The sequence below is a fragment of the Konateibacter massiliensis genome (genome assembly GCF_900184995.1).
Classification (GTDB): domain Bacteria; phylum Bacillota; class Clostridia; order Lachnospirales; family Lachnospiraceae; genus Lachnotalea; species Lachnotalea massiliensis.
On sequence record NZ_LT860099.1, the window covers coordinates 25,670 to 39,862 of the forward strand.

The window sequence follows — 14,193 nt, forward strand, 5'->3', positions numbered from 1 at the left end:
AAGGAATGAAAAAAGTGTGAGCAAAGCTCACACTTTTTATAACATAGGAACATTCCTATGTTATAAAAATATGATGCGCACCTCGCGGAGAGGAAGCAGTTGCTTCGCAACCCGCTCGGGCACGAAAGTGTGAGCTCTGCTCACACTTTTATGCTTCCACTAACACCTGTACAACCTCGCCAACAAATGCATGATGGTAATCCTTCTCCGGATACCAGTGTTCATCTAGGTCTTTTTCAACAAATCCATTTGGGTCCAACTGCTGCTTGAACAGCTTGCGGCAGATTAACACAAGCTTTGCCTCTGCAAAGTAAGGTGCATTTGCATCAAAGACAGGGGTAAGTCCTGTTTCCTTTGTCTTATCAACGTCACGTCCTGAATTTGCACCGCAGTAGCCAAGTGCTTTTTTATGTTCCGGGCCGAAGAAATTGAGGGCATAAAAATCTTTGCTGTCCACAAACTCCAATGTATATCTCTGCGGGCGAATCACGGTTGTGGCAACGTTCTTGCCCCACATAACGCCAAGTCCGCCCCAGCTTGCTGTCATCATATTGTATTTTTGCTCATCCCCCGCAGAAATCAGCATCCAGTCCTTGCCGATTAAATGAAAAGGATTTACATTCAGTTCGCTTAAGTTTACTTCTTTTAACATCGTATTACCTCCGAATATTTATTTTTTGTATCTTTATCATATGTTAAAATAATATTTTTGACAAGTACGCACTTAAAAGGTAGTTGCAACATGCTTCATAACAACGCAGCCATACATATCTAAAAAAAATCTTGACAAAAAAAAGGAAAGTATATATACTTTGAATATCAAACTATTTGTAATTCAAAACAATGTAGAATAAAGGAGAAATAACTCATGTTAGAAAGAATGAAGGAAATTATAGCAGAACAGTTAAGCACAGAGGCAGGTGGAATTACATTGACAACCTCTTTTAAGGAAGACTTGGGAGCTGATTCCTTAGATTTATTTGAGCTTGTAATGGCGCTGGAAGATGAGTATTCAGTGGAAATTCCGTCAGAGGATTTGGAAAAGTTAGTTACCGTAGGAGATGTAGTAGATTACTTAAAAGGAAAAGGCGTAGAATAATATGAAAACCAGAGTGACAGAGCTTTTGGGAATTGAATATCCAATTATCCAAGGGGGAATGGCATGGGTAGCAGAACACAATCTTGCTGCAGCCGTGTCAGAAGCTGGTGGCTTTGGGCTGATTGGTGCTGCGAATGCCCCGGCAGAGGTAGTGAGAGAAGAGATAAGAAAGGCAAAACAATTGACAGATAAGCCGTTTGGCGTAAACATTATGCTGTTGAGTCCTCATGCAGAGGAGATTGCCAAGATAGTAGTGGAAGAAGGGGTAGCGGCTGTCACAACAGGAGCCGGAAACCCTGAAAAATATATGAGCATGTGGAAGGACGCAGGCATCAAGGTAATTCCTGTTGTTGCTTCCGTTGCGCTTGCAAGACGTATGGAAAAATACGGAGCAGACGCAGTTGTCGCAGAAGGCTGCGAATCAGGCGGACACATCGGTGAGCAGACAACTATGACTTTAGTTCCACAGGTTGTTGATGCAGTGGAAATCCCTGTTATCGCCGCAGGCGGTATCGGAGACGGAAGAGGCTTTGCCGCAATCCGTATGCTTGGAGCAGAGGCAGCACAGATAGGAACCCGTTTTGTGGTTGCAAACGAAGCCGTTGTTCATGAGGCATATAAGCAGCGCGTTATCAGCGCAAAGGACATCGATTCTGAGGTGACGGGAAGGTCTACGGGACATCCGGTAAGACAGCTTAGAAATAAGATGACAAGAGAGTACCATCGCATGGAAAAAGAAGGGGCAGGATTTGAAGAACTTGAATACCTGACACTTGGCTCCCTTCGAAAAGCCGTAGTTGAGGGCGATATCGTGGATGGAACTGTTATGGCGGGACAGATTGCCGGTTTAATAAAGAAAGAGCAGACCTGTAAGGAAATAATTCAGGAAATAATGAGAGAAGCAGAGCAGCTATTGAAGCTGTAACAAATGATTTTAGTATGGTTTTCGGCTATACTAAAATTTTTTGAAATAATACTTTGATAATCAAAATAAATGTCGAAATTATGGCAAGTGAATCTGCTTATAGATTCACTTATATAGGAGAAACGATATGAGTAAAATAGCTTTTATTTTCCCAGGGCAAGGCGCCCAGTATGTAGGAATGGGAAAAGATTTTTATGAAAACAGTGAGGTGGCAAAGAGCATATTTGACAAGGCTACCGAGCTTGGAAGCGAAGATATGACAAAGCTTTGCTTTGAGGAGAATGATAAGCTGAACATTACGGAGTATACCCAGATTGCAATGCTGACGGTATGCGCAGCAATGCTTGCGGAAATTGAGAACAGAGGCTATAAGCCGCAGGTATGTGCGGGGTTAAGTCTTGGCGAATACAGCGGTCTGCTTGCCGCAGGAGTGCTTAGCTTTGAGGAGGCATTCAAAATAGTGGAAAAACGAGGACGTTTTATGCAGGAAGCAGTGCCGACAGGTGGTGCAATGGCGGCGGTTCTCGGACTTGAAACCTTAAAAATTGAAGAAACATTAAAAACAGTAGACGGTATTGTACAGATTGCAAACTACAACTGTCCGGGGCAGATTGTTATTTCCGGGGAGGAAAAGGCGGTTGAGGCGGCAGGAGAGGCATTGACGGCGGCAGGAGCAAAAAGAGTGTTAAAGCTCAATGTAAGCGGTCCGTTCCATTCTCTTATGTTAAAAGAGGCAGGAGAAAAGCTTAAAACAGTGCTGGATGGGGCAAAATTAGAAGATGTGGCAATACCTTATGTAAGTAATGTCACAGCAGACTATGTGACCGATAAAGCACCAATCACGGACCTTTTGGAAAAACAGGTCTATTCCTCGGTAAAATGGCAGCAGAGCGTAGAAAAGATGCTTGCAGAAGGGGTAGACACTTTTGTTGAAATCGGACCGGGAAAGACCTTATCCGGATTTATGAAGAAGATAGATAAGACAGTGAAAGTGATGAATATAGAAAAATATGAGGACTTGGAAAAACTGACAGAGCTGTAAATCCAAGTGACAGGAGAAATAAAATGTTAAAAGGAAAAATAGCACTCGTTACAGGGGCAAGCAGAGGTATCGGAAGAGAGATAGCAATTGCCATGGCAAGAGAGGGCGCTTTTGTGGCAGTCAACTACAACGGCTCCAAGGAAAAAGCGGAAGAAGTCATCAAAGAGATTACTGATTTTGGCGGAGCTGCAAAGGCATACCAGTGCAATGTAAGCGATTTTGAAGCGTCGGCAGGGCTTATCGCAGAGCTCATTAAAGAGCACGGAAGAATTGATATTCTTGTAAACAATGCAGGCATCACAAAGGATAACCTTCTCATGAAAATGAAGGAAGAGGAATTTGACGATGTAATTCAGATTAATCTAAAGGGTACATTTAACTGCATCAAGCATATTTCCAGACAGATGCTAAAGCAAAGAGCGGGCAAAATTATCAATATTTCTTCCGTATCCGGCATCCTTGGCAATATGGGGCAGGCAAATTACTGCGCTTCAAAGGCAGGAGTAATTGGACTTACGAAATCGGCGGCGAGAGAGCTTGCTAGCAGAGGAATCACGGTAAACGCGGTTGCGCCCGGCTTCATTCATACAGAAATGACAGAGGTTTTGCCGGACAGCGTAAAAGAGCAGGCGGCAGCTCAGATACCATTGGGAAAATTTGGAGAGACAGAAGATATTTCTAATCTTGTATGCTTTTTGGCGTCAGACAAGGCAAATTATATTACGGGTCAGGTTATCAGCGTTGACGGCGGAATGGCAATGTAACACGAAATCACAGCTTCATGTGAAAAGGAGAATAGAATGAGACGAGTAGTAATAACAGGCATGGGTGCTATCACACCGATCGGATTAAATGTAGAGAAATTTTGGAGCAGTGTAAGAGAAGGAAAAACAGGCTTTGGAGAAATCACGAAGTTTGATACGACAGACTATAAAACGAAGCTTGCGGCAGAGGTAAAAGGCTTTGAAGGAAAGAACTATATGGACGTCAAAGCGGCAAAGAGAATGGAATTGTTTTGCCAATATGCCGTAGCGGCAACGAAGGAAGCACTGGAGGATTCGGCGCTTGACTTAGAAAAAGAAGATGCTTATCGCGTCGGTGTATCAGTTGGCTCCGGTATTGGAAGCTTACAGGCATTGGAGAGAGAGCATGCTAAATTATTGGAAAAAGGACCGGGAAGAATCAATCCTCTTTTAGTTCCGCTTATGATATCTAACATGGCAGCAGGAAATGTTTCCATACAGTTTGGGCTGAAAGGAAAGAGCATCAATGTAGTGACGGCTTGTGCGACCGGAACAAACTCCATCGGAGAAGCATACCGAAGCATTCAATGCAACGAGGCAGACGTTATGGTAGCAGGCGGAACAGAAGGCTCCGTAACTCCTATCGGAGTAGGAGGATTTGCGGCACTTACAGCACTTTCTGACTCCACAGATCCGGCACGCTGTTCCATTCCGTTTGACAAGGAACGAAGCGGCTTTGTCATGGGAGAGGGCGCAGGCATCGTGGTGCTTGAGGAATTGGAGCATGCAAAGAAGCGCGGTGCTAAGATTTATGGTGAGATAGTCGGTTACGGTACAACGAGTGATGCTTACCATATCACATCACCGGCAGAGGATGGCTCAGGCGCAGCAAGAGCGATGACAAATGCGGTTGAGGAAGCAGGGCTTAAAAAAGAGGACATTATCTACATCAATGCCCATGGAACAAGCACACATCACAACGATTTGTTTGAGACAAGAGCAATCAAGCTGGCATTTGGAGACCATGCATACAACATGAAAATCAATTCAACTAAGTCGATGGTAGGACACCTTTTAGGAGCGGCAGGAGCGATTGAGTTTATCACCAGTGTCAAGGAAATACAGGAAGGCTATATTCATGCCACAGTCGGCTATCAGGTAAAGGATGAGGAATTAGATTTGAATTATATGCAGCAGGGCGAAGAGACATCGGTTGAATATGCCTTAAGTAATTCCTTGGGATTTGGCGGTCATAATGCAAGTATTTTAGTAAAAAAATACAGTGAGGTGTAAAATGGAATTTGATAATATTGTAAAGCTAATCAAGGCGGTATCCGATTCCTCCATCACGAATTTCGTGTTTGAGGAGGGAGACGTAAAGCTTTCACTTGAAAAAAATACGCAGACACAAGTTGTCTCGGTGGCAGGAGGTATGCCGCAGCAGATAGTTGCACAGCAGGCAGAAAGCAAACCGGCGAGTGCTGAGGGAAAAGTGCTTCAGTCTATCTTGGTCGGTGTATTTTACAGCGCACCGGGTCCTAACGAGGAGCCTTTTATAAAAGAAGGCGATACCGTGAAAAAAGGGCAGATTGTCGGCATTATTGAGGCGATGAAGCTCATGAATGAAATTGAATGTGAATGCAGCGGCGTGGTAGAAGAAATTCTTGTAAAAGACGGCGACATGGTAGAATACGGACAGCCGTTGTTTCGAATCAGGGAAGCATAGAGAGGATAACGTGTATGTTAAATATAAAAGAAATCATGGATATTATTCCTCACAGACAGCCGTTTTTGTTAATCGATCGGATTGAGGAGCTGGAACCGGGCAAGAGAGCAGTGGGAACGAAATGCGTATCCTACAATGAGCCGTTTTTTAACGGACATTTTCCAAGTGAGCCGGTTATGCCGGGTGTATTGATTATTGAGGCACTGGCGCAGGTGGGAACCGTTGCGATGCTCAGTATTCCTGAGAACAAAGGAAAAATCGGATATTTTGGCGCGATTAATTCCGCCAAATTTAAGAAAAAGGTTGTGCCGGGAGACGTGCTGACCTTGGAAGTAGAAATTATAAAGCAAAAAGGACCTATGGGAATTGGCAGTGCCAAGGCATATGTAGACGGAAAAGTGGCAGTTGTCGCTGAACTTACATTTGCGATAGGTTAAAAGAGGTGCAGGGAAATGTTTAAAAAAATTTTAATCGCAAATCGTGGAGAAATTGCAGTGCGTATTATACGTGCCTGCAGAGAGATGGGTATCGCAACCGTGGCTGTTTACTCGACAGCCGACAAGGAGGCTCTTCATACCTTGCTTGCTGACGAAGCCATATGCATTGGACCTGCACCGGCAAAGGAAAGCTATTTGAATATGGAGCGCATTATCAGTGCATGTATTGCGGCGAAAGCAGACGCAATTCATGCAGGCTTTGGCTTTTTATCGGAAAACAGTAAGTTTGTAGATATGTGCGCGAAATGCAATATCACTTTTATAGGACCAAATGCAGAGGTCATCAACAAAATGGGAAACAAATCAGAGGCGAGAAGCACGATGATAGCCGCCGGTGTACCGGTTGTTCCGGGAACAAAAAAGCCTGTGTATACGGCAAAAGAAGGAATACGTTTCGCAGATGAAATCGGTTATCCGGTTATTGTAAAGGCTTCCAGCGGCGGAGGCGGAAAAGGTATGAGAATTGTCGAGAGTCATGAGGAATTCGAACATCAATTCAACACGGCACAGATAGAATCAGTCAATGGCTTTGGCGACAATACAATGTATATCGAAAAATATATTCAAAATCCAAGACATATTGAATTTCAAATATTAGCAGATAAATATGGCAACGTGGTACAGCTTGGAGAGAGAGATTGCTCCATTCAAAGACACCACCAGAAGCTGATTGAAGAATCACCGTCTGCTGCTATCAGCAGTGAGCTTAGAAAGAAAATGGGAGATGTAGCAGTCAAAGCGGCAAAGGCGGCAGGCTATGAAAATGCGGGAACCATTGAGTTTTTATTGGATAAAAGCGGAGATTTTTATTTTATTGAGATGAATACAAGAATTCAGGTTGAGCACACGGTGACAGAGACAATCACAGGAATTGACTTGGTTCAGGAACAGATAAAGATTGCGATGGGAGAAAAGCTTGGTTTTACGCAGGAAGAGATTGCTCTTGAGGGACACTCCATTGAGTGCAGAATCAACGCCGAGGACCCAAAAAAGAATTTTGCACCAAGCCCCGGAAAGATTACTAATCTTCATATCCCGGGAGGAAAGGGAGTGCGGATAGACACTGCACTTTTTCATGGATACACAGTGCCAGCAGTATATGATTCCATGATTGCAAAGGTAATCGTGCATGACGTGACAAGAGAAAAGGCAATCAACAAGATGAGAAGCGTGCTGGGCGAATTTATCGTGGAAGGGATTCACACAAATATCGATTTCCAGTATGAAATTTTAAACCATGCGGATTTCCAGAGCGGAAATATAAGCACGGATTTTATCAGCCAGACCTTTCAAGATAACGGTATCTGAGACGAGGAGAGAATCATATGTTAAAGTTTAAGAAAACAACATATATTACAATCAACAGAAGCAATGAGCGTCCGGTAAGGAAAATAGAGAAGGAGCCGCTTGACGAGCCGCATGTTCCGGAGGGAATGTGGAAAAAGTGTAACAAATGCCAGAACATGATTTACACAGAAGACATCGTAAACGGCTACCATACCTGCGCAAAATGCGGTAACTATTTTCGAATTGATGCCAAGACAAGAATCAGCATGGTTGTTGACAAGGGAAGCTTTGTTGAGTGGAATGCAGGAATTGAAAATACAAATCCGTTGAATTTTAAGGGCTACAAGGAAAAAATTGAGAAGCTGCAGGAGCAGACGAATTTAGATGAGTCTGTTATAACCGGAGAAGCCCTGATACACGGAGAAAAAACCGCAATCGGTGTATGTGATGCAGGATTTTTGATGGGAAGCATGGGATATGTGACCGGCGAGAAAATCACAAGAATGATTGAGCGGGCGACGGAGAAAAAGCTGCCTGTTATCATTTTTGCATGCTCCGGCGGCGCAAGAATGCAGGAGGGAATTGTCTCTCTGATGCAGATGGCAAAGACCTCAGCGGCATTAAAAAGACATGCGGATGCAAATCTTTTATATATCACCGTGCTGACAGATCCTACAACAGGGGGCGTGACGGCAAGTTTTGCGATGCTTGGAGATATTATACTCGCAGAGCCGGGGGCATTAATCGGCTTTGCAGGGCCAAGAGTAATTGAGCAGACAATAGGACAAAAGCTGCCGGAGGGCTTCCAGAGGGCAGAGTTTTTGGTAGAGCACGGCTTTGTGGACAGAATTGTAAAAAGAGAAGAGACAAAGGATATTCTGGCAAAATTAATTAAACTGCATGACAAAAATAGTGCTGCTCAGGAAAAGGGTGCTTCGGAAAATGAGAATTGCCCGGTATGCAGTGAAAAGAAGGAAAAAAAGACGGCATGGGAGCAAGTGCAGCTTGCGAGAATGTCCGACCGACCGACGGCTCTTGATTACATCAATGAGATATTCGAGGACTTTGAGGAGCTTCACGGCGACCGGCTGTTTCGGGACGACAAGGCGATGGTAGGCGGGCTAGCCCGTCTAAACGGAATGCCTGTCACTGTCATCGGAGAGCAAAAGGGAAGAAGCACGAAGGAAAACATTGAAAGAAACTTTGGTATGCCATCTCCGGAAGGCTATCGAAAGGCTCTGCGCCTTATGAAGCAGGCAGAAAAATTCGGACGTCCGATTATCAATTTTGTGGATACGCCTGGAGCATTTTGCGGCTTGGAGGCAGAGGAGAGAGGGCAGGGCGAGGCAATTGCAAAAAACCTGTTTGAAATGTCCAACCTCAAGGTTCCGGTACTGAGTATCATCATCGGAGAAGGAGGCAGCGGCGGTGCACTTGCTTTGGCAGTCGGAAATGAAGTGTGGATTATGGAAAATGCTACCTACTCCATTCTTTCACCGGAGGGCTTTGCTTCCATCCTATGGAAGGACAGCAAACGGGCAGATGAAGCCGCAGAGGTTATGAAAATTACAGCCAAGGATTTGGAAGAACTTAGAATTGTTGAAAAAGTAATTCCGGAACCTGATAAATTAGATATCAGTACAATCAGCACACTAAGAGACTACTTCCGATGCCACATTGGCAAATTCTTGTCAAAGTATAAGGGATATACGGAAGAAGAAGTTGTAGAGGAACGTTATAAGCGGTTCAGAAGTATGTAGTGGAGGACAAAACAATGGATATAAAACCATTAAAAATAGGTGATTTGGTTGCCAAAATTCCGGTTATTCAAGGAGGCATGGGAGTGGGTATCAGCCTATCCGGTCTTGCAGGCGCAGTTGCACTGGAGGGCGGAGTCGGAATTATATCCACAGCTCAAATTGGCTTTCGAAGCCCTGACTTTGACAAAAATCCGATTGCCGCAAATCTTAAGGCAATCGGTGAGGAGATAAAAAAGGCAAGAGAGATTGCAAAGGATGGCATTATCGGTGTCAACATCATGGTTGCGACAAAGGACTATGAGGAGTATGTAAAGACAGCGGTAAAAGCCGGAGTCGACTTAATTATATCCGGTGCCGGACTTCCGATTTCTTTGCCAAAGCTGATAGAGGGCTCTAAAACGAAAATAGCTCCTATTGTATCCTCTCTAAAATCCGCAGACGTTATATGCAAGCTGTGGGACAGAAAGTATCAGCGAACACCGGATTTGGTTGTGATAGAGGGCGCAAGGGCAGGCGGACACTTAGGATTTTCCGTGGAGGAGCTGGAGCGGTTTGACCAAAAGGAGTACGACGGTGAAATCAAAAAGATAATAGCTCTTGTGAACCAGTATGGCGAGAAATACGAAAAGGAAATTCCGGTCGTAGTTGCAGGCGGTGTTTATGACAGAGCGGATTTGGATTATTATGTAAGTCTTGGTGCAAGCGGAGTTCAAATTGCAAGCCGCTTTGTTGCAACTCACGAATGCGATGCCGACCCGAAATATAAAGAGGCTTATTTAAACGCCAAGGAGGAGGACATCGTTATCGTAAAAAGTCCGGTTGGAATGCCGGGGCGTGCGATAAACAATGCTTTTCTTGAGCGGTTAAAGGGCGGACCCATTAAGGTAGAGGTCTGCAGGAAGTGTCTATCCGCTTGTAATCCGGCAACCATTCCTTATTGCATCACACAGGCGTTAATCAATGCGGCGAAAGGTGATGTGGACAATGGGCTTTTGTTTTGCGGATCCAATGCATGGCGGATTCAGGAGCTGGTGAGTGTTAGTGATATTTTGGAAGAGTTTAAATAGTATAAGTAAAAAATAGATTGGTCAGACGGTGTCTGACTAATCTATTTTTTTGTTGACAACTATATGGTATACCCATAATGTTTGTGTAGGTAGAAAATTATATATTCGTGTGATAAAATGATTCCATAATGAATATAGAAAAATTAAGAATTAGAAAGATTATATAAGGGATGAGGGAAGTTATGGAACAAAAAAGAATTGCTGGACAAAAAGCAGCAGAATACATAAGGGATGGAATGATATTAGGCTTGGGAACAGGTTCTACAGCGTATTATATGATTAAAGAGGTTGGAAAACTGGTTCAAAGTGGCATGAATTTAAAAGCAGTTGCAACTTCAAAAAGCACGGAAAGTTTAGCAAAAGAGCTGTATATCCCTTTGGTTCAAATAGATGAAATCAATAGAATCGATTTGTGTATTGATGGTGTAGACGAAATCGATAAACATTTTAATGCAATTAAAGGTGGGGGCGGAGCATTATTTAGAGAAAAGATTGTTGCTGATTTCGCAGATGAAGTGATATGGATTATGCATGAAAGTAAATTAGTCGACAATATTGGAGCATTTCCGTTGCCGATTGAAGTATTGCCTTATGGTCATACTCAAGTTATTGAAAAACTAAAAGAGTACTCTTTTAGTCCAACAATAAGAAGAAAAGGCGGTAATATTTTTATAACTGACAATGGTAACTATATAGTTGACTTACACATAGGAAAACCTATGGACGTTAATGATATTTATAATAAAGTTAATGGAATAATAGGTGTCTTAGAAACAGGGCTATTTATCAATAGCTGTAAGCGCATTATTGTGGGTACCGATAGTGGTACAAAGATTATTGAAAATTGTGATTAGGAGACGACTATGAGTATATTTTTTATTGCAGATACACATTTTTCAGAAGACAATATTAGAAGATATGAGAATAGACCTTTTAATAATGTCGATGAGATGGATAAGGAGTTAATTTTTAGATGGAATAATCTAGTTAAAAGCTCTGATATTATATATGTTTTAGGAGATTTCGGAGCGGATAAAGGTGAATGTGTAATATTAGAAAAATTAAACGGAATTAAATATCTTGTAAAAGGAAATCACGATATATATTCGAATGAATATTATCGCAGCGCAGGATTTCAGGAAGTATACGATTGCCCAATTATATTAAATGATTTTTGGATACTGTCACACAAACCACTATATGTAAATGAAAATATGCCCTATGCCAATATATTTGGGCATGTTCATAATTCACCTATGTTCAAAACATACAGCAAGCAACATTATTGTGTTTCGGTCGAAAGAATAAATTATACACCTGTATCCTTTGAGGATATTATATATAATGTCAGTAACTCTAAAAATTAAAAGTGTTTCCAACTCCGCCTCTCCCTCATAATATATACTAACTAATCAGATGGAGAAGTCAAGTGTATTATGTCAAAAAGAAGGTAAACTACAACTATGCAAGCTATAACAACATCACTGGCAAAGGTGTTACAATAGCCATAATGGACACTGGTGTGTTTCAGCACAGTGACTTTGATAATAGAATCATCGGTTTTAAAGATTTGGTAAATGATCGGATTGGCATCTATGACGACAATTCACACGGCACTCACGTAGCGGGAATTTGTGCGGGAAACGGAAGGCTGTCGCGAGGAAAATATGCCGGAATGGCGCCAGCAAGCAACATTGTTATGATTAAAATATTGGATGACAGCGGCAACGGAGAGTCAAGTTCCATTACAAAGGGTGTGGAATGGATACTGCGCAATAAGAGCAGATATAATATCCGGGTGCTGAATATTTCAGTTGGTACATTGCCGCGGACAGGGTCGGAGGAAAAGTCCGCCATCATAGATAGTGTGGAAGAAGCGTGGGATAACGGTATTGTGGTAGTGGCGGCAGCGGGAAACAGCGGTCCGTCAGGCTATACAATCACAACACCGGGGATTAGCAGAAAAGTGATAACCGTGGGCTCCTCTGACGATGGAGTACAGGATGTATTCGGAAGGGTGAAGATGAATTTTTCCGGAAGAGGACCGACACTTTCGTGTGTATGCAAGCCGGATATTGTGGCACCGGGCATGAATATCACCGCATGTAACGCTATGAATGGAAGAGATGGGAAGGCGTATTCCATAAAGAGCGGAACGTCAATGTCCACACCGGTTGTGACAGGTGCAATCGCTCTTCTCCTTGAAAAACATCCTGACATGGGAACGAGAGATGTGAAAATAAGGATTAAGGAGAGTGCCGTCAATCTTGGACTGCCGAGAAATAAACAAGGCTGGGGCGCGCTTGATATTGAGGGACTACTTCGATAAAATAATGTTTGAGTTATGTTGTACAGCCAAGTGGTCCTGCTTATTTTGTCAGCCGGACTACTTGGTTTCTTTGTGTTAATTCATAATTCATCAAAAACCTTCATTTATAACAGACCAATTATTTTCATCTGTCCTTACTACGCTAATTATTCTGTTTTCGATTTCATTATTTTTAATTGCAGTTACATCAAAAATAATAATATTTCCTACATCATAGTTTGCCTCAATATTTTCATTAGAATATTGACTATTTGTATTCTCAGTTACGTTGATTTCTTTAATCGTCCATACTGTATTTGTGTAATAATTTAGTGCAGCAGTCTTTGCTGCTTCTAATTCCTCTGTCGTTAAGGATTCTTTATAAGATATAGAATCTTTTGTTATATTCTTTATTTCGGCTTCAATATTATTCTCTTGATTATAAGGTATACTCCTATCAATGGGTTTACTGTCTGGTCGGTTTACAAAGTCATCTTGTTCTGTAATTGAATAATTTTCAAATGAAGCAACGAAGTTACCATCATCCTGCAACTTTATTTTGATTGCCCTTGTTTCTTCTTTACCATTGATGTATGAAATTTCTAATACAATAGTATCTTCCCGTAATTCCTGAGGAAGGTCTTCAAGAACTATATTTTTAGCGCTTAAGGCATCCCAAAGTTCATTAGGCTCCCAGTTTACTACCAAATAATAATATTCGCTTTCATCAGAACCATAGGGTACGGTAAAGTTTTTTGCCGCTCCGAATTCCTCTCTTTTTTCGGTCCAGTCAACAAAATCGATCCACTGGTTTTTTACAGAATAACGTATTGCTTTTATATCCTTTCCCTGAATATAGAAACTTAAAGGCGTCCCTGTCATAGAACCGTCAGAATTTACTTTTCCTGTTGTTAAAACAGTTCCTGTACTGCTTATTTTTTCGTCCGTTCCATAGGCATAAGCTAATACAGATGTTTTATTAGAAGGAGAAAAAATATTTAATCCTAATAATATGCCAAGACAGAGCGCTGCGGCAATTATAGTCTTACCTATAGGCTTTTTATAAAAATGTATTTTTTTGATAGATTCAGTATATGTTAAAGCCTCATCGATGTATTTTGTATCTATTTCACCGATTGCCTGTGAAAGAGTTTCTTTTTTCATGATATAACACCTCTTTTTATTAAATATTTTTTCAGCTTCCCACGTATACGAGAGAGACGGACAGAAGCGTTGTGCTCAGTAATTCCAAACGTCTTTGCAAGTTCGTTTAAAGAGTCAGAAAACCAATATCGACGCACAAACATAACACGATTATCTTTGTCCAATGTACTTAGAAAGTCATTAATTATTTTGGCGAGTTCTTTCACATTATAATCTTCATCAACATTATTTTGGGAAGGGATGCAATCCTCTAATTCTTCAAATGCAATATCGTAATGGCTGTTACGTTTAAGGGCGGTATTGCTATAATATCTCTTAATAGAAAGATTACGCACAATACGGCAGACATAAGCAAGCAGGGGATCCGGTTTTTGAGGTGGTATATTGTTCCATACACCTAAATAAGCATCATTTACACATTCCTCGGCATCCAGCGTATTTTTTAAAATATTTAGTGATACTCTACGACATACTTTTCCATATTTATTCGATAGTTCTACTATAGCCTGCTCTGAACGTTCAAAAAACAATGCAATGATTTGGCTATCCTCCATTAATGTGGTACACCTCCTTTC

16 protein-coding genes are annotated in these 14,193 nt (G+C 41.9%); 13 read left to right on the forward strand and 3 right to left on the reverse strand.

What is annotated here, in order from left to right:
- Positions 1 to 148: 148 nt before the first annotated feature.
- On the reverse strand, positions 149 to 652 hold the full coding sequence (locus CTY48_RS05640; RefSeq protein WP_099467553.1) for a flavin reductase family protein: 504 nt from the start codon (positions 650 to 652) through the stop codon (positions 149 to 151).
- Positions 653 to 868: 216 nt separating this feature from the next.
- On the opposite strand from CTY48_RS05640, the gene acpP reads away from it, so the two are divergent.
- The 13 genes from acpP (at position 869) to CTY48_RS05705 (ending at position 12,475) form a co-directional block, all read left to right on the forward strand.
- Positions 869 to 1,099 (forward strand): acyl carrier protein, encoded by a 231-nt coding sequence (gene acpP, locus CTY48_RS05645; protein ID WP_099467554.1) that lies wholly within the window; start codon positions 869 to 871, stop codon positions 1,097 to 1,099.
- Between the two features lies 1 nt (position 1,100).
- The gene (gene fabK / locus CTY48_RS05650) at positions 1,101 to 2,024 is read left to right on the forward strand and encodes an enoyl-[acyl-carrier-protein] reductase FabK (protein ID WP_099467555.1); all 924 of its coding nucleotides are present in this window, start codon (positions 1,101 to 1,103) and stop codon (positions 2,022 to 2,024) included.
- 127 nt (positions 2,025 to 2,151) lie between these two features.
- Positions 2,152 to 3,066, forward strand: coding sequence for an ACP S-malonyltransferase (gene fabD / locus CTY48_RS05655; protein ID WP_099467556.1), 915 nt, complete (start codon positions 2,152 to 2,154; stop codon positions 3,064 to 3,066).
- Between the two features lie 23 nt (positions 3,067 to 3,089).
- Positions 3,090 to 3,830 carry a 3-oxoacyl-[acyl-carrier-protein] reductase gene (gene fabG, locus CTY48_RS05660; protein ID WP_099467557.1) on the forward strand — a complete coding sequence of 247 codons (741 nt, stop codon included), beginning with the start codon at positions 3,090 to 3,092 and terminating at the stop codon, positions 3,828 to 3,830.
- Between the two features lie 36 nt (positions 3,831 to 3,866).
- The gene (fabF, locus tag CTY48_RS05665; protein WP_099467558.1) at positions 3,867 to 5,102 is read left to right on the forward strand and encodes a beta-ketoacyl-ACP synthase II; all 1,236 of its coding nucleotides are present in this window, start codon (positions 3,867 to 3,869) and stop codon (positions 5,100 to 5,102) included.
- A gap of 1 nt (position 5,103) precedes the next feature.
- Complete coding sequence (gene accB, locus CTY48_RS05670) at positions 5,104 to 5,535, forward strand: acetyl-CoA carboxylase biotin carboxyl carrier protein (protein ID WP_099467559.1); 432 nt, start codon at positions 5,104 to 5,106, stop codon at positions 5,533 to 5,535.
- Positions 5,536 to 5,549: 14 nt separating this feature from the next.
- On the forward strand, positions 5,550 to 5,972 hold the full coding sequence (fabZ, locus tag CTY48_RS05675) for a 3-hydroxyacyl-ACP dehydratase FabZ (protein ID WP_099467560.1): 423 nt from the start codon (positions 5,550 to 5,552) through the stop codon (positions 5,970 to 5,972).
- A gap of 15 nt (positions 5,973 to 5,987) precedes the next feature.
- Positions 5,988 to 7,340: an acetyl-CoA carboxylase biotin carboxylase subunit gene (locus CTY48_RS05680; RefSeq protein WP_099467561.1), complete on the forward strand. Its 1,353-nt coding sequence runs from the start codon at positions 5,988 to 5,990 to the stop codon at positions 7,338 to 7,340.
- Positions 7,341 to 7,357: 17 nt separating this feature from the next.
- Entirely contained in the window at positions 7,358 to 9,079 is a 1,722-nt protein-coding gene (locus tag CTY48_RS05685) for an acetyl-CoA carboxylase carboxyltransferase subunit alpha (RefSeq protein ID WP_099467562.1), read from the forward strand.
- 14 nt (positions 9,080 to 9,093) lie between these two features.
- Complete coding sequence (locus tag CTY48_RS05690; RefSeq protein WP_099467563.1) at positions 9,094 to 10,146, forward strand: NAD(P)H-dependent flavin oxidoreductase; 1,053 nt, start codon at positions 9,094 to 9,096, stop codon at positions 10,144 to 10,146.
- A 182-nt stretch (positions 10,147 to 10,328) separates the two neighbouring features.
- Complete coding sequence (gene rpiA, locus CTY48_RS05695; protein ID WP_099467564.1) at positions 10,329 to 11,000, forward strand: ribose-5-phosphate isomerase RpiA; 672 nt, start codon at positions 10,329 to 10,331, stop codon at positions 10,998 to 11,000.
- Between the two features lie 9 nt (positions 11,001 to 11,009).
- Complete coding sequence (locus CTY48_RS05700) at positions 11,010 to 11,513, forward strand: metallophosphoesterase (RefSeq protein WP_099467565.1); 504 nt, start codon at positions 11,010 to 11,012, stop codon at positions 11,511 to 11,513.
- A gap of 62 nt (positions 11,514 to 11,575) precedes the next feature.
- The gene (locus CTY48_RS05705) at positions 11,576 to 12,475 is read left to right on the forward strand and encodes a S8 family peptidase (protein WP_099467566.1); all 900 of its coding nucleotides are present in this window, start codon (positions 11,576 to 11,578) and stop codon (positions 12,473 to 12,475) included.
- Between the two features lie 90 nt (positions 12,476 to 12,565).
- Here CTY48_RS05705 and CTY48_RS05710 read toward each other — a convergent pair whose 3' ends face one another.
- Both CTY48_RS05710 and CTY48_RS05715 read right to left on the reverse strand, forming a co-directional pair.
- Positions 12,566 to 13,618: a hypothetical protein gene (locus tag CTY48_RS05710; RefSeq protein ID WP_099467567.1), complete on the reverse strand. Its 1,053-nt coding sequence runs from the start codon at positions 13,616 to 13,618 to the stop codon at positions 12,566 to 12,568.
- Positions 13,615 to 14,172 (reverse strand): RNA polymerase sigma factor, encoded by a 558-nt coding sequence (locus tag CTY48_RS05715; RefSeq protein ID WP_099467568.1) that lies wholly within the window; start codon positions 14,170 to 14,172, stop codon positions 13,615 to 13,617. Before CTY48_RS05715 ends, CTY48_RS05710 begins: the two co-directional genes overlap by 4 nt.
- Positions 14,173 to 14,193: the final 21 nt, after the last annotated feature.

Bases quoted from the DNA above. Each gene is read 5' to 3' on its own strand.
- CTY48_RS05640 (WP_099467553.1), bottom strand. From the start codon at position 652: ATGTTAAAAGAAGTAAACTTAAGCGAACTGAATGTAAATCCTTTTCAT.
- acpP (WP_099467554.1), top strand. From the start codon at position 869: ATGTTAGAAAGAATGAAGGAAATTATAGCAGAACAGTTAAGCACAGAG.
- fabK (WP_099467555.1), top strand. From the start codon at position 1,101: ATGAAAACCAGAGTGACAGAGCTTTTGGGAATTGAATATCCAATTATC.
- fabD (WP_099467556.1), top strand. From the start codon at position 2,152: ATGAGTAAAATAGCTTTTATTTTCCCAGGGCAAGGCGCCCAGTATGTA.
- fabG (WP_099467557.1), top strand. From the start codon at position 3,090: ATGTTAAAAGGAAAAATAGCACTCGTTACAGGGGCAAGCAGAGGTATC.
- fabF (WP_099467558.1), top strand. From the start codon at position 3,867: ATGAGACGAGTAGTAATAACAGGCATGGGTGCTATCACACCGATCGGA.
- accB (WP_099467559.1), top strand. From the start codon at position 5,104: ATGGAATTTGATAATATTGTAAAGCTAATCAAGGCGGTATCCGATTCC.
- fabZ (WP_099467560.1), top strand. From the start codon at position 5,550: ATGTTAAATATAAAAGAAATCATGGATATTATTCCTCACAGACAGCCG.
- CTY48_RS05680 (WP_099467561.1), top strand. From the start codon at position 5,988: ATGTTTAAAAAAATTTTAATCGCAAATCGTGGAGAAATTGCAGTGCGT.
- CTY48_RS05685 (WP_099467562.1), top strand. From the start codon at position 7,358: ATGTTAAAGTTTAAGAAAACAACATATATTACAATCAACAGAAGCAAT.
- CTY48_RS05690 (WP_099467563.1), top strand. From the start codon at position 9,094: ATGGATATAAAACCATTAAAAATAGGTGATTTGGTTGCCAAAATTCCG.
- rpiA (WP_099467564.1), top strand. From the start codon at position 10,329: ATGGAACAAAAAAGAATTGCTGGACAAAAAGCAGCAGAATACATAAGG.
- CTY48_RS05700 (WP_099467565.1), top strand. From the start codon at position 11,010: ATGAGTATATTTTTTATTGCAGATACACATTTTTCAGAAGACAATATT.
- CTY48_RS05710 (WP_099467567.1), bottom strand. From the start codon at position 13,618: ATGAAAAAAGAAACTCTTTCACAGGCAATCGGTGAAATAGATACAAAA.
- CTY48_RS05715 (WP_099467568.1), bottom strand. From the start codon at position 14,172: ATGGAGGATAGCCAAATCATTGCATTGTTTTTTGAACGTTCAGAGCAG.